Source organism: Tardiphaga sp. 20_F10_N6_6, assembly GCF_052076045.1.
Classification (GTDB): domain Bacteria; phylum Pseudomonadota; class Alphaproteobacteria; order Rhizobiales; family Xanthobacteraceae; genus Tardiphaga; species Tardiphaga robiniae.
Map to the genome: position 1 here is coordinate 4,725,842 of NZ_CP197239.1, position 15,636 is coordinate 4,741,477.

A 15,636-nucleotide genomic window follows, 5' to 3' on the forward strand; every position below is an offset into this window, starting at 1 on the left:
CGGTACAGGTGACCGGCGTTCCAATGGCGTCCTTCTTACGCCGTTTGCAAACCGCTGAAAGTCATCCTGCATGCCGAGGAACCTGTTCAGAGCGTGTCTGACAGCCCTCGCCATGCTGTTGCTCGCAGCCGTTACGCCTGCTCAGGCGCAAACCAATTTCGATCGTCCCGGCGGTGATTATTCGCGCTCGGTCTCACTGTCCGGCGATCCGGCCGAATGCGCGCTGATCTGCGAGCGCGACAAGAAGTGCCGTGCCTGGAGCTTCAACTATCCGAGCGACAATTCCGAAAACGCAGTGTGCTGGCTGAAAGACAAGGTGCCGCCGCGGGTCGAGAGCTATTGCTGCGTCTCCGGCGTGCGTGGCGCCGGCGTCATCGAGCCGCGCACGGGTCCGGTGGAAACCTCGACAGATCGTTTTGGCGGTGACTATCGTTCGTTCGAGATCAAGAACGACGACAAGGCCGAACACGGCGATGCCTGCCGCGATGCCTGCCAGGGCGACAATAAATGCCGCGCCTGGACCTTTGCGCGGCCCGGTTATGCCGGCAAGAATGCGCGCTGCTTCCTGAAGAACGACATCAAGCCGCCGCGGCGAAAACCGGGTTTCATCTCGGGCGTTGTGAGGTAGCATTCCAGCAATAAAGGGAGTTGAGCCATGACGCGTCTCCTGCACGCACTGACATGCGCTGGATTACTGATTGCTGTTACGACGGTCGCCGCCGTCGCCCATCACGGTTGGGGCAGCTACGACGCTGCCAATCCGGTCACCGTGAACGGTCCTGTCGAAAACAGCAAATTCGAGAACCCGCACGCGACGATCGTGATCAAGGGGTCCGACAAGGCCTGGACCGTCACTCTTGCGCCGACCTCCCGCATGACGGCGCGCGGGGCGTCTGCCGATATCGTGGCTGTTGGCAAGACCGTCTCGGCCTTCGGCTATCCATCCACCGTCGACAAGGACGAGATGCGCGCCGAACGCATCACCGTGGACGGCAAGACCTACGAATTGCGATAGCGCCGGCTCATGACTGAGGGCGCACCCGCGATCTTCATGGCGATGGAAGCGTCCGCAATTGGCGCTGCGATCCGGCAATCGCGCTGGCTCTATATGTCCGCCAATATCGGTCACATCGTCGCGCTGATGTTCTTCGCCGGTGCCATTGCGGTGATGGATGTCCGGCTCGCGGGCGGGTTAGCTGCAACGGCGCCTGGTCCGCTGCTGCGCAGGGCGCGCCGTTTTGCCATTGCCGGATTTCTCGGCCTCGTGCTCACCGGCGGCATTCTGTTTACCGCCGAAGCGAGTCATGTCGTGCTGAACCGCGTGTTTCAGATCAAGGCGGCTCTGATCGCGCTGGGCTTGCTCAATGTCGTCTGGGTTGAGGCGATCATCATGCCCAGGATCGCAGCGTTGCCGCCGCTGTCACCGATGCCTGCGGGTGCGCGGCAAGGCGCTCTGGCATCAATGGCCATCTGGTTCGCGGTTGCCATATGCGGCCGTGCGATTGCTTACTTCTGAGCTGCTGTCGCGGCGCTCAATGTACCCCGGTGAAGAACCGCGCCATGCGGAAGCCCGATAGCCAGTTGGTGACCGGCTGGCTGCGCATGCCGAGATCCCATGAGCCGACAATGGCATCGACGCGGCCGACGAGGTTATCCATCGGCAGCAGGCCGACACCACCTTGCGACACCGGTACGCGGCTGTCGGCGGAGTTGTCGCGGTTGTCGCCCATCACGAACAGGTGGTCAGGGGGAATGACGACTTCCGGCGTGTTGTCGAGGCGGCCGTTGTCACGCAGCTTGAAGATCGGATGCGACACGCCGCCGGGCAGGGTTTCGACATAACGATGCGCTGGTTCGGAGCCGCCGCTATCGTCTTCCGCGGCACCGATGCCGTCGGCCTTCACCGACGTCGCGACGCCATTGAGCCAGACCTGACCGCCGCGCAGTTCGACGCGGTCGCCGGGCAGGCCGATCACACGCTTGACCCAGACCTGGGAGCGGTCACCGGGCCAGCGAAACACCACGACATCGCCGCGCTTCGGCGTGGTCGCGAAGACGCGGCCGGTCTCGGGAAGGGAGACATGGATCGGTAGCGAGGCTGTTGAGTAGCCGTAGGGAAACTTTGTCGCCAGCAATGCATCGCCGATCAGCAGCGTCGGCTCCATGGAGGCCGACGGCACATAGAACGGTTCGGCGAGCGCGCCCTTGGCGACGAATACGATGCCGACGATCGCGACGATCTGTGCCAGCTGGCCGGACCAGCGCTTTGCAGTCGATGCGACGGTTGTGGTTTCCGTATCCGTGGTCACTGGCCCGTTCCTCCGATGGTCACCTTGTCCATGCGCAGCGTTGGCTGGCCGACGCCGACCGGCACGCCCTGGCCGTGCTTGCCGCAAGTTCCGATGCCGTCATCGAGCGCGAGATCGTTGCCAATCATGCTGATGCGATGCAGGTCGGTCGGACCGTTGCCGATCATCATTGCGCCCTTGAGTGGGGCGCCGATCTTGCCGTTCTCGATCTTGTAGGCCTCGGTGCACTGAAACACGTATTTGCCGGAGGTTATGTCGACCTGGCCGCCGCCGAAGTTCACCGCATAGATGCCGTTCTTCACCGAGGCGAGGATTTCCGCGGGATCGCGCTGGCCGGCCAGCATGTAAGTGTTGGTCATGCGCGGCATCGGCACATGGGCATAGCCTTGACGGCGTCCGTTGCCGGTTGGCTTCATGCCCATCAGGCGCGCGTTCTGGCGGTCCTGCATGTAACCGACCAGGATGCCGTCCTCGATCAGCGTTGTGCGATTGGTCGGCGTGCCTTCGTCGTCGATCGACAGCGAGCCGCGGCGTGACGAGATCGTGCCGTCATCGACGACAGTCACACCCTTGGCGGCAACCTGCTGACCCATCAGACCGGCGAAAGCCGAGGTCTGCTTGCGGTTGAAATCGCCTTCGAGTCCGTGGCCGACGGCTTCATGCAGCATTACGCCGGGCCAGCCGGGGCCGAGCACCACATCCATTTCGCCGGCAGGGGCCGGGATCGATTCGAGATTCACCAGCGCCTCGCGCAGCGCGCCGTCGGCTGCCGTGCGCCACGACCCGCTCTCGATGAAGCGCGCATAGCCCTCGCGGCCGCCATAGCCCTTCGAGCCGCTTTCCTGCCGATCGCCCTGACCGGCCACGACGGAAATGTTCACGCGCACCAGCGGACGGATGTCGCGATAGCTCTCGCCGTCCGGGCGCAGGATTTCGACCACCTGCCAGGTGGCGCCGAGGGAGACCGAGACCTGGCGGACGCGCGGGTCCTTGTCGCGGACATAGGCGTCGATCTCGGCCAGCAGCTTGACCTTGGCCTCGAAGCCCGGCGCGTCCAGCGGATTGTCGTCACTATAGAGCCGCACATTGGTATGCGAGGGCGCTGCGGCAAAGGTACCGGCATAGCCGCCACGGACCGCATTGACCGCATCGGCCGCACGGATCAGCGCCGGGATCGAGACGTCGGAGGAATGTGCATAGCCGACCGCATCGTCCTTGACGGCGCGAAGGCCAAAACCCTGCGCGGTGTCGTAGGTCGCCTGCTTCAGCCGGCCGTTGTCGAAACCGAGCGCCTCGGACTGGCTGTATTCGAGAAACAGCTCGCCATCGTCAGCTCCCTGTAGCCCCCGCATGAGCTCGCGGCGAACTTCGTCGCGGTCCAGATTGGCGCGGTCGATCAGGGAGGTGGTGGCTGGGCTGGTCATGCAGGCTCCAATGTCAGCGGCGCGGCCCCGGCGCCAGGCGCGGGGCCACGATTTCAATTTGTAGCGACAACCCGGGGATGGGTCGCCTTACAATGGCGTAACCTGCGGCGAAACAGGCGATTCAAACCAAGATAGGTGCTGTTTTGACAAAAAGGGAGGCCTACACATCGCCGGGGCGAGATCCTCTGGGGGCAACCGTGCCAGCCATGATGTGGCTACCTTGGAGCTATTACAAACTGCGCTCCGATGCGCCTCAGGCTGCGGTGCGGTAGACCTCCGAGCACCATCCTGTGTGAACGGTATTCCTTGCAGGACTAATCTCTTCTGGCAATTATCGCTTTTCATGGCCTCACGAACCAAATCCGCATTCCTGCAAGTCCATTCCATCATCGGCCTGGCGATCTCGCTGATCCTCGGCCTGATCGGGCTGACCGGCGCCATGCTGAGCTTCGAGGACGAAATCGTCGCTGCGTTGAACCGCGATGTGACGAAAGTCGATCCGCGGCCTGCACCTGTGCTCGGACCTGATGAGTTGGTGGCGCGGGTTCAGGCGGTGCCGGGGGCGGGCAAGGTTGGCCTCATCGTCTTTTCGAGCGAACCGGGTATCGCCGTACGTATGCGCTTTGCCCGCAGCGAGACTGGGGAACGCTCGTCGGTCTATGTCGATCCCTATGACGGCCGCGTCGTCTCGGCGATGCAGGGGGAGGGCTTCTTTGCGACGCTGCGCAACCTGCATCGCTTTCTGCTGCTGCCCGGTAACGGTAATGGCTATGGCCGTCTGATCACCGGCGTCGCCGTGCTCGGCCTGTTCGTGTTGCTGATCTCCGGGATGGTATTACGCTGGCCGCGCCGTGTCCGCAGCATCAAGGCCTGGATCAAGCCGAATCTGGCGATGCCCGGCCGTCCGTTTCACAGGTCGCTCCACAGCGTCGTCGGCACATGGCTGTTACCGGTCTATCTGGTGACCATTCTCACTGGCCTCTGGTGGTCGTTCGACTGGTACAAGGCCAGCGCGACCTGGCTTCTGTCGAGCAAGCCCGCTGCGAGTGCGCCGGCCATGCGCGCAGCAAAGGGGGGCGCCAAAGCAGCTGCCGCTGATGCGCCTGCGACTCCGTCTCTCGATAAGGTCTGGTCGACGTTTCTGGTTGATCAGGGCAGCCGCTATGCGATGGCGATCATGCAGCTGCCGAACGGACCGGGCAGTGTCGTGCGTATCCGCTCGGTGGCAAAGGATGCGTCATTCGAGGAAGCGCGCGACGATTTCCGCATCGATGGCGTGACCGGCCGCATGGTGTCGGCAGAGCTCTACAACGACAAGACATTCGGTGAGCGCATTCTGGCTGCGGTGCTGCACATCCACACCGGTGCGTTCCTGGGACTGCCCGGTCGCATCATGTTTTTGCTGGCCGCGGCCCTGATGCCGCTGTTCACCGTGACCGGCTTCATCCTGTATTTCTCGCGCCGCCGCCTGCGTGCGGCATCGAAGCCTGGGCGCCGTCATGCGGTCGGGCTGGTGCCCGGCGAGTAAGTCGCTCCATTTCTGGATTAAGGATGAGTCAGGGGCGCTGCGCTCTCGTCGGAGCCGGATGAGGTCGTGGATCGGGCCTGCATCGCAGAGAAATGCGCCTGCGACCATCGGAACAGTTCCTCGAAGACCGGCCTGAGCGCTCTCGCCGATTCCGTGATTTCATATTCCACCCTCGGAGGTATCTCGGCGAAGACCGTGCGCTTGACGAGTCCGTTGGACTCGAGATCGCGTAGTTGTGTCGTCAGCATGTGTTGCGTCACATTCGGAATCGCGCGCTGCAGTTCTCCGAACCGGTGTTTGCTCTGGACCAGTTGCCAGAGGATCTCACATTTCCATTTGCCGGTAATCATCCCCAGCGCCCGATGAAAATCTTCTACGTCCCGTCCCTGCTGACATTCGGGGAGCGCGATATCGCCTGTTTTTCCATTAGTCATGTTTTTCATACTATCTCAGAAAAAGCATTCTACTTGTCTTTTTCATCTTACTGCCGAAATTTGTGCTTCGAAAGCGCGCCGTGGATCTGAAGCAGACTTTGCCGTCAGCCGCGTCGCCGAAACCGTTTTGACCATCTTCGGAGCTGCTTATGTCATCGTCTTCCGTCACCTCGTCAGCACCGCGGCGCTGGACCTCCATCAGTCTCTGGGCCGTCAGGGGCTTGCTCGCTCTTGCGTTCGCCGCTGCGGGGACTGCCAAGCTTTACGGCGTGCCGATGCTCGTCGAGGAGTTCGAACATATCGGTCTTGGGCAATGGTTCCGCTATCTGACCGGCACGCTCGAAATCCTCGGAGCGGTCCTGATCATCATTCCGTCAACGGTCGCGTTTGGCGCGGCCCTCCTGTGCTGCATCATGATCGGTGCGATTTTCACGCATGTATTTGTCATTGGCGGTTCGCCGATTCCGGCGATCGTGCTGCTCGCATTGAGCGTTATCGTGGCTTACGCCAAGCGCAGCATGATCCTCAGGTAGCGAGCGCTCGTCGCTCTCATCCCGCCATCCACGGATTGCCGTTGGAAAAAGCCGAACGTTTCAGCGTGCTCGAGTGCAAGTGATGATTTCAATGCGGAGTTATAGCGGCAAGGCTTTGGTCACGGCGGCGTTCGGTCTGGCGTTTGCGGCACCGTTATTCGTCACTTTGGCTTTGACGGACGCAGGGTCCGCCATTTCAAAGCCGTGGGCGCCGGAGACGAAGCCTGCGGCGGCCAAGGCACATCGTCTCGTACTGCAGATCAACACTGACGACCCGACCGTCATGAGAGCGCTGATTTCGACGTCGTTGAACCTGCCGAAACACTACCGGGAGACGAAGCAGGACTTCTCGATCGAAATCGTCGCTTACAACGCCGGTATTCATATGTTTCGAGTGGATACGTCGCCGGTCAAGGAACTGCTGAAGGTCGTGCAGGGTCTCACTCCTGACATTCGCTTCGTGGTCTGCGAAGCGACCAAGCTCGGCATGGAGCGCAGCGAGGGCCATCCGATTTCGTTTATCGACAATGTCCAGATGGTTCCGAGCGGGCCTGGACGGATCATCGAGCTGCAGGAAGCGGGTTGGTCCTATATCCGATCCTGAGCGGCACACTTCGCTACCCTATTTGATGCCCATCGGAGGCTCGACCGTGACAACACCGCACAGCGGACGGGCTATTGCTCGCTCGCCAATCTCGCGACGTACGCTGCTCAAAGGGGCACTCGCCACGACGGCCGCATTGGCGGCGGGGGGCACTGCCGCGGATGCGCGGCCTGACGGGCCGCCGCCCTTTGGCACCACCCGGCATCAGTTCACTGTCATCCGAGGAGCGCGGCCGATCCCGTCCGTTGCGGTGCCTCGCCTTGTTGGCAAGCCGGTTGATCTGACCGCGTTTCCAGGAAAGGTCGTTCTGGTCAATTTCTGGGCGACATGGTGCCCGGCCTGCAAGACCGAGTTGCCGATCCTTGATCGACTGCAGGATATCGAGACACGCGCAAATCTGCAGGTGATCGCGATTGCCACCGATCGCGCGGACGTCGCTTCGTTCGTGCGCAACCTGAAGCTGAGGCATCTCGATGTCGGTATCGACCCTGGTGGACTGGTCGCGCGTGCCGGCGAGGTTGCTGCTCCGGATACTCCGTTCAGCCTCTATGCGATGCCTATCTCATATCTGATCGGGACGACGGGGCAGGTCGAGGGATATCTTGCAGGGGAGGCCGACTGGACATCTGGAGATGCCCGGCGATTGCTGGACTATTACAGGGGGCGTGGTTCCGGCTAATGCTGCCGGGTTCAAAGCCTATGGCAGCTTGTCGTAACCCTCGCCGATGCCGTTGAGGCTGAGCGGGAAGCCGATGCCTTCTTCGGGCGTTTCGAAGATGATGAAGGTGGCAGTCTTGGCGGTGCGGAGCTGGGCGAGCAGCTTGTCGTCCATCACGACTTCGGCAACGCAGCCATTGGGCAGGCAGCGCACGAAGCCGGCGCGGCCGACGTCCTGATTGTCAAGCTTGAGGCCGAGGCCGGACGGCAACAGCACGCCGAGCGGCGCCACCACGCGCATCAGCTTGCTCTTCTGGTCGGCAGTCTTCAACACGATCACCGTCAGGCCGGCATTGGAGCGGTCTTCCGCCACCACGCTCTGGATCAGGGCACATTGTTCGGCCTGGGCACCGGGCGGGGTATCGCAGCGGATCTGCCAGTCGCCATGAACCGAGCGCACCGCACCCTGGGCGCTGGCGGTAGCCGGGACGGCGGCGATCGCCGCCAGGGCGAGACAACCGAGCGCCAGCCGGCGCCAGCCTGCGATCCCGCGGGCCGGGCGGTTCAGGGTCGATTTATACTGCAACTTCGAGTGCCCCATCCGGGTCGATTCCTTAGGCGGTGACGTGGTGGTCGTAGTCCAGGGCAGCACGCTTGACGCTGTCTGTCCGGAGGATTTTTCCAGACCACGGAATGATACGGCAATGACGGCGCCTTGAAGGCATCCACGGAGCCACGAAAGCGCTCGCAGGCGCGAATCAGCATCCTGCCGATCGCCTGATCTGTGCCTACATCGGACAATTCCGCTGTCAAGCGCCGTTCGGCTGCCGCACGCCTGTTTATGCCTGATTTCATGCAGCAATTGCGACCTTCGTTCAATACCGCCGAATGCATTACGGGATGCGCCACTCCTGCATTGCGACAGACCGCGAATTATGGTTTGAGAGGCTAGATTTCGACGCATTCTAACAACTGCCTCCAGGCCAATCACTTGGGCGTTTTGGCAAATTGGCAGGGTGCGGATCGGGCGGCATAATTCGGCGACAGGCCGAAATGCGACAGTAAATATGGGAGCGCGAGCGGCATGAGGATGTCGAGGGGCCAGATTGGCCGCCGGTTGCTGGGGTTAGCAGTTGTTGGGGCCGGGCTTGCTTTTGGCGGTGCTGCATTCGCAGAGGTGATGGGCCAGCCCGCGCCGTGGGAATTCAAGCTGCAGGAAGCCGCCACGCCGGTGATGGAGAACATCACCTGGTTTCATAATTTCCTGCTCTGGCTGATCACCGCCATCACACTGTTCGTGCTTGTACTTCTCGTCATCGTGGTGATGAAGTTCAACTCCAAGGCCAACCCGGTCGCTTCCAAGACCACGCACAATACGCTGATCGAAGTGGCGTGGACCATCATCCCGGTTCTGATCCTGGTCGCAGTGGCGGTGCCGTCGTTCCGTCTGCTGTTCCTGGAACTCGATATTCCGAAAGCCGACCTGACCATCAAGGCAACCGGCAAGCAGTGGTTCTGGACCTACAGCTATCCCGACAACGGCCCGTTCGAATTCGACTCGCTGATGGCTACCGACAAGCAGCCGCGCCTGCTCGCCGTCGATAACGAAGTCGTCGTTCCCGTGAACAAGGTCGTGCGCGTGCAGACGACCGCCGCGGACGTCATCCATTCCTTCGCGATCCCGTCCTTCGGCATCAAGATCGACGCCGTTCCAGGCCGTCTGAACGAGACTTGGTTCAAGGCCACCAAGACCGGCATGTTCTACGGCCAGTGCTCGGAACTGTGCGGCAAGGATCACGCGTTCATGCCGATCGCGATCCGCGTCGTCAGCGATCAGGAATTCACCGCATGGGTCGAGACCGCGAAGAAGAAGTTCGCGTCCAATCCGGCGAATTCCTATGCTTCGGCCGGAACTGCTGTGGCGCAGTAAGCGGTTGGCGGAGCCGCGAGGCTCCGCACGCACTGTAAGAAATTAGGGCGAGGGGACCGCAAGGTCCAAAGACTGCCAGAAGAAGACAAAGCAGGATTTGAAAATGGCAACGACCGCGGCAACACCGGCTCACGACGATCACGCCCACGACGATCATGCACATGCGCATCCGACGGGGTGGCGGCGCTACGTCTATTCGACGAACCATAAGGACATCGGCACGATGTACCTTATCTTCGCGATCGTGGCGGGCGTCATCGGCGGCATTATGTCGATCCTGATCCGCATCGAGTTGATGTATCCGGGCGTCCAGATCTTCCACGAAAGCCACACCTACAACGTCTTCGTCACCTCGCACGGCCTGATCATGATCTTCTTCATGGTGATGCCCGCGATGATCGGCGGTTTCGGCAACTGGATGGTGCCGCTGATGATCGGCGCGCCGGACATGGCGTTCCCACGTATGAACAACGTGTCGTTCTGGCTGCTGCCGGCCGCCTTCGCGCTGCTCATCATCTCGACCTTTGTGGAGGGCGAGCCCGGCGCCAACGGCGTCGGCGCCGGCTGGACCATGTATGCGCCGCTCTCGACATCGGGCCATCCGGGTCCCGCCGTCGACTTCGCGATTCTGGCACTGCATATCGCCGGTGCGTCGTCGATCCTCGGTGCCATCAACTTCATCACCACCATCTTCAACATGCGCGCGCCGGGCATGACCCTGCACAAGATGCCGCTGTTCGTGTGGTCGATCCTGGTGACCGTGTTCCTGCTGCTGCTGTCGCTGCCGGTTCTGGCGGGCGCCATCACCATGCTGCTAACGGACCGTAACTTCGGCACCACGTTCTTTGCCGCGGACGGCGGCGGCGATCCGATCCTGTTCCAGCATCTGTTCTGGTTCTTCGGTCACCCCGAAGTGTACATCCTGATCCTGCCTGGCTTCGGCATGATCTCGCAGATCATCTCGACCTTCTCGAAGAAGCCGGTGTTCGGCTATCTCGGCATGGCCTATGCGATGGTCGCCATCGGCGGCATCGGCTTCGTCGTCTGGGCGCACCACATGTACACCGTCGGCATGTCGTCGGCGACGCAGGCCTACTTCGTCGCCGCCACCATGGTCATCGCGGTGCCGACCGGCGTGAAGATCTTCTCCTGGATCGCCACGATGTGGGGCGGTTCCATCGAGTTCAAGGCGCCGATGCTGTGGGCCGTGGGCTTCATCTTCCTGTTCACCCTCGGCGGCGTCACCGGCGTCGTGCTGGCCAATGCCGGCGTCGATCGCGTGCTGCAGGACACCTACTATGTGGTCGCGCACTTCCACTACGTGCTGTCGCTGGGCGCCGTGTTCGCCATCTTCGCCGGCTGGTATTACTGGTTCCCGAAGATGTTCGGCTACATGTATTCGGAAACCATCGCCAAGGCGCATTTCTGGGTCACCTTCATTGGCGTGAATCTGGTGTTCTTCCCGCAGCACTTCCTGGGTCTGTCGGGCATGCCGCGCCGCTATGTCGACTATCCGGATGCCTTCGCCGGCTGGAACCTGGTGTCGTCGATCGGCTCCTACATCTCCGGCTTTGCCGTGCTGATCTTCATCTACGGTGTGATCGAAGCTTTCGTCCGCAAGGAACAGGCTGCGAACAATCCGTGGGGTTCGGGCGCGACCACGCTGGAATGGACCCTGAGCTCGCCACCGCCGTTCCATCAGTTCGAAGTGCTGCCGCGCGTTCAGTAAGTGGTTTTCGTGCGACGCTCTTGGGTGCCGCACCGAGTTAATGCCTCCGCCGAACTCGTAAGGGTTTCGGCGGAGTGCTCGTAACAAAAGTGAGAATGATCTTGTCCGTCCTCGACCACCATACCATCGACCTGTCTGCCCCCCGCATCTCCGAAGCGGGTGTTGCCGACTACATCGCGCTGCTCAAGCCGCGGGTGATGTCGCTGGTCGTGTTCACGGCGATGGTCGGTTATTTCCTGGCGCCGGGCGATCATCACCCGGTGCTGGCGATCACCTCGATCCTCTGTATCGCTGTCGGCGGCGGCGCCTCCGGCGCGCTGAACATGTGGTACGAGGCCGATATCGACGCGCTTATGTCGCGCACCGCCAACCGCCCGATCCCGCGCGGTCGCATCACCCGGCCGGAAGCACTGACCTTCGGTCTGGTGCTGGCCTTCTTCTCGGTGATGACGCTCGGCATCCTCGTCAACTGGCTCGCCGGCGCGCTGCTCGCTTTCACCATCTTCTTCTATGTCGTGATCTACACCATCGCTCTGAAGCGCTGGACCGCGCAGAACATCGTCATCGGCGGTGCGGCCGGCGCGCTGCCGCCGGTCGTCGCCTGGGCTGCGGCGTCAGGAACGCTCTCGATGGAGCCGGTCCTGCTGTTCCTGATCATCTTCTTCTGGACCCCGCCGCATTTCTGGGCGCTGGCCCTGTTCCGCAACGACGATTACACCCGCGCCGGTGTGCCGATGCTGCCGGTGGTCGCCGGTCCCGATGCGACCCGGTTGCAGATCCTGCTTTACACCGTGGTGCTGGTCGCGACTGCGGTAGCCCCGTGGCCGCTTGGCTATTTCTCGGCCGTCTACGGCGCGGCGTCGCTGATCCTCGGCGCCGGCATGATGTATCTCGCCGTGCAGGTCTATCGTCTGCGCGAAGGCATGCCTGCCAATCGCGCGACGCGCAAGCTGTTTGCTTTCTCGATCATCTATCTGTTCGCGCTGTTTGCCATTCTGTTGCTCGAGGTGGTCGTGAAGGCCATCCTCCCGATGGTCTGGTAGAGGGGCGCATGATCCGATGGACAACGAGCACAAGCCTGAACAGCCAGACGGCATCGTCCTCACCGAGGCCCAGAAGAAGAGCCGGCGCGAACGGTCGCTTGCCATTGCCTGGGCGCTCGGCATTCTCGTCGTACTGTTCTTTGCCGTCACCATGGTCAAAGGACCGGCCGTTCTCATCCGGCCCATGTAATGACAAAAGCTGAGTGACATGACCGATCAGCCGCAGAACATCAAAGCCTCCAAGCCGCGCCTCGGTCGCGATGCGACGGTGGCTGCGGCTTGCGGTCTGCTGGTGGCCTTCATGGTCGGCGCGTCCTACGCCGCCGTGCCACTGTATAACTGGTTCTGCCGCGCCACCGGCTTCAACGGCACCACGATGGTGGCGAGTTCGGCACCCGGGACGGGCCCGATCGCACGCAAGATCGCCGTGCGCTTTGATGCCAATGTGTCGGGCGGCCTGCCATGGAAATTCGTCCCGGAGCAGAGCGAGATCGAGGTCAAGATCGGCGAGGTTGTGACCGTGTTCTACACCGTGACCAATCAGTCCGCCCGCACCACCTCTGCACAGGCTGCCTATAATGTGGCGCCGCTGACGGTGGGTGCGTATTTCCAGAAGATCAATTGCTTCTGCTTCACCGACCAGACCCTGGCGCCCGGTGAGAAGCGCGAAATGCCCGTCGTATTCTATGTCGATCCTGCGCTGGCCGCGGATAGCGAGAATGACGGACTGAAGTCGATCACACTGTCCTACACGTTCTACCCCCTGCGCGATCCGGCGCCGAAGCCGCTGGCGGCGACGGAGACTGACAAGCGCAAGGGAAACCTCTGAGATACGGGTAACCTTCAGGAGAAATCCTGGAGCGTTCCAAGTTATAAAATTGAGAGAACTCGCACCGGCTTCAACCGGCGCAGCTGACGGAGAGAACCGCAATGGCTACGGCGCAAGCAAAGCACCACGACTATCACCTCGTCGATCCCTCGCCGTGGCCGGCGGTAGGCTCGCTGTTCGCCTTCATCATGGCGGTCGGCGCGGTCAGCTGGATGCATCACATGTATGCCGCGGCGCCCATCGTGTTTGGCGTCGGCACCATCGGCGTGCTCTACGTGTTCGCAAGCTGGTGGACCGACGTGGTCCGCGAAGCACAGTATAAGGGCGACCACACCCGCGTGGTGCAGATCAGCCACCGTTACGGCATGATCCTGTTCATCGCTTCGGAAGTGATGTTCTTCGTCGCCTGGTTCTGGGCCTACTTCAATTCGTCGCTGTTCCCCGGCGATCCCGTTCACGCCACCCGCGAGGCGCTGTTCGGTGGCGTCTGGCCGCCGAAGGGCATCCAGACCTTCGACCCCTGGCACCTGCCGCTGCTCAACACGCTGATCCTGCTGACCTCGGGCACGACCGTCACCTGGGCGCACCACGCGCTGCTAGAAGGCGATCGCAAGGCCGTCAAGTATGCGCTGATCCTCACCGTGCTGCTCGGCGCAGCCTTCTCCTGCGTGCAGGCGTTCGAATATGCCCACGCCGCTTTCGGCTTCAAGGGCAACATCTACGGTGCGACCTTCTTCATGGCGACCGGCTTCCACGGTTTCCACGTGCTGGTCGGCACCATCTTCCTCTTGGTCTGCCTGTTCCGCGTCTATGCCGGTCACTTTACGCCGAAGCAGCATCTCGGGTTCGAATTCGCCGCCTGGTACTGGCACTTCGTGGACGTGGTCTGGCTGTTCCTGTTCGTCACGATCTATGTCTGGGGCTATGGCGGCCCTATCGTCGGCGCAGCCGCGCACTGATCGCATTCGGGTGCTACAAGAGGGCGGCCGCAGGGCCGCCCTTTTTTGTTTGGCGCTTGCGCCGTGAAAGAATTCGACTCGATGCCCGATCAACTCGCTGCTCCCGTCACGCTCGGCCAGACCGTCATTCGCGGCATGACCTGCAAATGCCCACGTTGCGGCGCGGGCAAGCTCTATGCGGGCTTCATCAATCTGGCGCCGCGCTGTGAGCGTTGCGAACTGGACTATGCTTTCATCGACACCGGCGATGGTCCTGCGATCTTCATCATCATGATCGCAGGGGCCATCGTTGTCGGTTGCGCGCTGGTGGTGGAGGTCAAGTATCAGCCGCCATTCTGGCTGCATGCCGCGCTGTGGCTGCCGCTGATTCTCGCGACCACGCTGCTGCCATTGCGCTCAATGAAGTCGCTGCTGATCGCCCTGCAATTCCACCACAAGGCCTCCGAAGGCCAACTCATCGATCGCACGCCGAAATGAACACAGTTGCAGCGCGCCAGCGCAGTATCACCGGTCTCGGCATCGTCACGCTCATCATCGTTGGCGTGCTTCTCAGCCTCGGATTCTGGCAGCTGCAGCGCCGCACCGAGAAACACGCGTTGATCGCTGCACTCACGGAGCGCCTTGCAGGTGCGCCCGGCACATTGCCCGCGCCGGCCACATGGAGCGCGCTGACCCCGGCGAAGGACGAATTCCGCCGAGTCAGCTTCTCGGCCACCTACAAACCCGTGCCGGACGGCATGGTTTACAGCTCCGGCTCCGGCGTGCGGCCCGATGTGCCGGGTCCGGTGACCTGGGCTTTTCTGCCGGCGCAGCTGGCATCCGGCGAGACTGTCGTGATCAATGCGGGCTTCGTGCAGAACACGATGCAGGATCGCGCCCAGCAGGACCGCGCCGTGCAGAAGCTCGTCACCGGAGCGCCGGTGACCATGACCGGCTATCTGCGTTTTCCCGAAACAGCGGGTACGCTGACGCCCCATGACGACGTCAACAAGCGTCTGTGGTTCAACCGCGACCAGCGTGCCATGGCGCAGGCGCTCGGCTGGGGCGCTGTGGCCCCGTTCTATGTCGATCTGGAAAGTCCCGTGCCGGCCAACGTCATTCCGAAGCCCGGTCCGCTCGAAATCCATCTCAAGGATGACCACATGCAATATGCCATCACATGGTTTGGCCTCGCGGCCGCCGTGGTGATTGCTTTCGGAGCGTGGATCAAGGGGCAGCGGGCTGTTTGAGCCAGCTCCGGAGGAAATCGTGGAGAAGAGCCGGGACATCATTTTGGCCGCCGAAGGAAAGCGAATTCTGGAGCATCATCTGGCTCTTGGGCCCCAAAAAGCGGTGAGCTACCTGCCGATCAACACGATTGAAAACGTCCTTCACCTGACCGTGCCAATCTACCGTTCCCTTATCGCGGATGGCGGACATCAGAGTCTTCTATTCGCTGATGGAGAATGCTGTATCGGCTCCGGAGCCATCTACGCTTACAGTCCGGATGACCTTGGTGCCGTCCTGTTTGAGAGCCGGCCAATCCTTGCTTCGAACGATTGGCCAACTTCCCAAATTGAATTTCTGAAGCGAGTAGCTGCCCTATGGGTTGAGCCAGGAAGCCCGATCCTGCCGGTCATCCGGAGGGCGTTCGGCGAAACTTAACGCTCGGGTGCCT

The 15,636-nt window shown here is 61.8% G+C and carries 20 protein-coding genes; 16 read left to right on the forward strand and 4 right to left on the reverse strand.

Annotated elements, in window-relative coordinates; all coding sequences use genetic code 11:
• The first annotated feature begins 112 nt into the window (after positions 1-112).
• From AB7813_RS22615 to AB7813_RS22625, 3 genes are read left to right on the forward strand one after another with little or no spacing between them, the layout of a single operon-like run.
• The gene (locus tag AB7813_RS22615; RefSeq protein WP_089266816.1) at positions 113-628 is read left to right on the forward strand and encodes a PAN domain-containing protein; all 516 of its coding nucleotides are present in this window, start codon (positions 113-115) and stop codon (positions 626-628) included.
• A 27-nt stretch (positions 629-655) separates the two neighbouring features.
• Positions 656-1,015 (forward strand): DUF6152 family protein, encoded by a 360-nt coding sequence (locus AB7813_RS22620; RefSeq protein WP_441228438.1) that lies wholly within the window; start codon positions 656-658, stop codon positions 1,013-1,015.
• A 9-nt stretch (positions 1,016-1,024) separates the two neighbouring features.
• Positions 1,025-1,516 (forward strand): DUF6644 family protein, encoded by a 492-nt coding sequence (locus tag AB7813_RS22625; protein WP_441228439.1) that lies wholly within the window; start codon positions 1,025-1,027, stop codon positions 1,514-1,516.
• Between the two features lie 16 nt (positions 1,517-1,532).
• Here AB7813_RS22625 and lepB read toward each other — a convergent pair whose 3' ends face one another.
• Both lepB and tldD read right to left on the reverse strand, forming a co-directional pair.
• Positions 1,533-2,309, reverse strand: coding sequence for a signal peptidase I (gene lepB, locus AB7813_RS22630; RefSeq protein ID WP_089266821.1), 777 nt, complete (start codon positions 2,307-2,309; stop codon positions 1,533-1,535).
• Positions 2,306-3,733 (reverse strand): metalloprotease TldD, encoded by a 1,428-nt coding sequence (gene tldD, locus AB7813_RS22635; protein WP_089266822.1) that lies wholly within the window; start codon positions 3,731-3,733, stop codon positions 2,306-2,308. The genes lepB and tldD overlap by 4 nt, the downstream gene beginning before the upstream one ends.
• Before the next feature lie 343 nt (positions 3,734-4,076).
• Here tldD and AB7813_RS22640 point away from each other — a divergent pair, with 343 nt between their 5' ends.
• Positions 4,077-5,261, forward strand: coding sequence for a PepSY-associated TM helix domain-containing protein (locus tag AB7813_RS22640; RefSeq protein ID WP_441228440.1), 1,185 nt, complete (start codon positions 4,077-4,079; stop codon positions 5,259-5,261).
• A gap of 17 nt (positions 5,262-5,278) precedes the next feature.
• Here AB7813_RS22640 and AB7813_RS22645 read toward each other — a convergent pair whose 3' ends face one another.
• Positions 5,279-5,695 carry a winged helix-turn-helix transcriptional regulator gene (locus tag AB7813_RS22645; RefSeq protein WP_184520136.1) on the reverse strand — a complete coding sequence of 139 codons (417 nt, stop codon included), beginning with the start codon at positions 5,693-5,695 and terminating at the stop codon, positions 5,279-5,281.
• Positions 5,696-5,844: 149 nt separating this feature from the next.
• Here AB7813_RS22645 and AB7813_RS22650 point away from each other — a divergent pair, with 149 nt between their 5' ends.
• From AB7813_RS22650 to AB7813_RS22660, 3 genes are all read left to right on the forward strand, one after another.
• Positions 5,845-6,228 carry a DoxX family protein gene (locus AB7813_RS22650; RefSeq protein WP_184513040.1) on the forward strand — a complete coding sequence of 128 codons (384 nt, stop codon included), beginning with the start codon at positions 5,845-5,847 and terminating at the stop codon, positions 6,226-6,228.
• A gap of 91 nt (positions 6,229-6,319) precedes the next feature.
• On the forward strand, positions 6,320-6,832 hold the full coding sequence (locus AB7813_RS22655; protein ID WP_309940577.1) for a DsrE family protein: 513 nt from the start codon (positions 6,320-6,322) through the stop codon (positions 6,830-6,832).
• Positions 6,833-6,878: 46 nt separating this feature from the next.
• Positions 6,879-7,511 (forward strand): TlpA family protein disulfide reductase, encoded by a 633-nt coding sequence (locus AB7813_RS22660; RefSeq protein ID WP_441228441.1) that lies wholly within the window; start codon positions 6,879-6,881, stop codon positions 7,509-7,511.
• An 18-nt stretch (positions 7,512-7,529) separates the two neighbouring features.
• Here AB7813_RS22660 and AB7813_RS22665 read toward each other — a convergent pair whose 3' ends face one another.
• Positions 7,530-8,090 (reverse strand): invasion associated locus B family protein, encoded by a 561-nt coding sequence (locus tag AB7813_RS22665; protein WP_246297366.1) that lies wholly within the window; start codon positions 8,088-8,090, stop codon positions 7,530-7,532.
• 483 nt (positions 8,091-8,573) lie between these two features.
• On the opposite strand from AB7813_RS22665, the gene coxB reads away from it, so the two are divergent.
• From coxB to AB7813_RS22710, 9 genes are all read left to right on the forward strand, one after another.
• Entirely contained in the window at positions 8,574-9,419 is an 846-nt protein-coding gene (gene coxB, locus AB7813_RS22670; RefSeq protein WP_089266828.1) for a cytochrome c oxidase subunit II, read from the forward strand.
• Between the two features lie 103 nt (positions 9,420-9,522).
• Positions 9,523-11,148, forward strand: a complete 1,626-nt coding sequence (gene ctaD / locus AB7813_RS22675) for a cytochrome c oxidase subunit I (RefSeq protein ID WP_089266829.1) — start codon at positions 9,523-9,525, stop codon at positions 11,146-11,148.
• A 101-nt stretch (positions 11,149-11,249) separates the two neighbouring features.
• Positions 11,250-12,191, forward strand: coding sequence for a heme o synthase (locus AB7813_RS22680; protein WP_441228986.1), 942 nt, complete (start codon positions 11,250-11,252; stop codon positions 12,189-12,191).
• Between the two features lie 16 nt (positions 12,192-12,207).
• Positions 12,208-12,381: a CoxF protein gene (locus tag AB7813_RS22685; RefSeq protein ID WP_089266830.1), complete on the forward strand. Its 174-nt coding sequence runs from the start codon at positions 12,208-12,210 to the stop codon at positions 12,379-12,381.
• A gap of 18 nt (positions 12,382-12,399) precedes the next feature.
• The gene (locus AB7813_RS22690) at positions 12,400-13,020 is read left to right on the forward strand and encodes a cytochrome c oxidase assembly protein (RefSeq protein WP_441228442.1); all 621 of its coding nucleotides are present in this window, start codon (positions 12,400-12,402) and stop codon (positions 13,018-13,020) included.
• A gap of 101 nt (positions 13,021-13,121) precedes the next feature.
• On the forward strand, positions 13,122-13,979 hold the full coding sequence (locus AB7813_RS22695) for a cytochrome c oxidase subunit 3 (RefSeq protein ID WP_089266832.1): 858 nt from the start codon (positions 13,122-13,124) through the stop codon (positions 13,977-13,979).
• An 81-nt stretch (positions 13,980-14,060) separates the two neighbouring features.
• Complete coding sequence (locus AB7813_RS22700; protein ID WP_441228443.1) at positions 14,061-14,456, forward strand: DUF983 domain-containing protein; 396 nt, start codon at positions 14,061-14,063, stop codon at positions 14,454-14,456.
• Positions 14,453-15,208 carry an SURF1 family protein gene (locus AB7813_RS22705; RefSeq protein WP_441228444.1) on the forward strand — a complete coding sequence of 252 codons (756 nt, stop codon included), beginning with the start codon at positions 14,453-14,455 and terminating at the stop codon, positions 15,206-15,208. Before AB7813_RS22700 ends, AB7813_RS22705 begins: the two co-directional genes overlap by 4 nt.
• Before the next feature lie 19 nt (positions 15,209-15,227).
• Complete coding sequence (locus tag AB7813_RS22710) at positions 15,228-15,623, forward strand: hypothetical protein (protein ID WP_231078355.1); 396 nt, start codon at positions 15,228-15,230, stop codon at positions 15,621-15,623.
• The last annotated feature ends 13 nt before the right edge of the window (positions 15,624-15,636 follow it).

Coding starts and splice junctions, on each gene's coding strand:
- AB7813_RS22615 (WP_089266816.1), top strand. CDS start 113: ATGCTGTTGCTCGCAGCCGTTACGCCTGCTCAGGCGCAAACCAATTTC.
- AB7813_RS22620 (WP_441228438.1), top strand. CDS start 656: ATGACGCGTCTCCTGCACGCACTGACATGCGCTGGATTACTGATTGCT.
- AB7813_RS22625 (WP_441228439.1), top strand. CDS start 1,025: ATGACTGAGGGCGCACCCGCGATCTTCATGGCGATGGAAGCGTCCGCA.
- tldD (WP_089266822.1), bottom strand. CDS start 3,733: ATGACCAGCCCAGCCACCACCTCCCTGATCGACCGCGCCAATCTGGAC.
- AB7813_RS22640 (WP_441228440.1), top strand. CDS start 4,077: ATGGCCTCACGAACCAAATCCGCATTCCTGCAAGTCCATTCCATCATC.
- AB7813_RS22645 (WP_184520136.1), bottom strand. CDS start 5,695: ATGACTAATGGAAAAACAGGCGATATCGCGCTCCCCGAATGTCAGCAG.
- AB7813_RS22650 (WP_184513040.1), top strand. CDS start 5,845: ATGTCATCGTCTTCCGTCACCTCGTCAGCACCGCGGCGCTGGACCTCC.
- AB7813_RS22655 (WP_309940577.1), top strand. CDS start 6,320: ATGCGGAGTTATAGCGGCAAGGCTTTGGTCACGGCGGCGTTCGGTCTG.
- AB7813_RS22665 (WP_246297366.1), bottom strand. CDS start 8,090: ATGGGGCACTCGAAGTTGCAGTATAAATCGACCCTGAACCGCCCGGCC.
- coxB (WP_089266828.1), top strand. CDS start 8,574: ATGAGGATGTCGAGGGGCCAGATTGGCCGCCGGTTGCTGGGGTTAGCA.
- ctaD (WP_089266829.1), top strand. CDS start 9,523: ATGGCAACGACCGCGGCAACACCGGCTCACGACGATCACGCCCACGAC.
- AB7813_RS22685 (WP_089266830.1), top strand. CDS start 12,208: ATGGACAACGAGCACAAGCCTGAACAGCCAGACGGCATCGTCCTCACC.
- AB7813_RS22690 (WP_441228442.1), top strand. CDS start 12,400: ATGACCGATCAGCCGCAGAACATCAAAGCCTCCAAGCCGCGCCTCGGT.
- AB7813_RS22695 (WP_089266832.1), top strand. CDS start 13,122: ATGGCTACGGCGCAAGCAAAGCACCACGACTATCACCTCGTCGATCCC.
- AB7813_RS22700 (WP_441228443.1), top strand. CDS start 14,061: ATGCCCGATCAACTCGCTGCTCCCGTCACGCTCGGCCAGACCGTCATT.
- AB7813_RS22705 (WP_441228444.1), top strand. CDS start 14,453: ATGAACACAGTTGCAGCGCGCCAGCGCAGTATCACCGGTCTCGGCATC.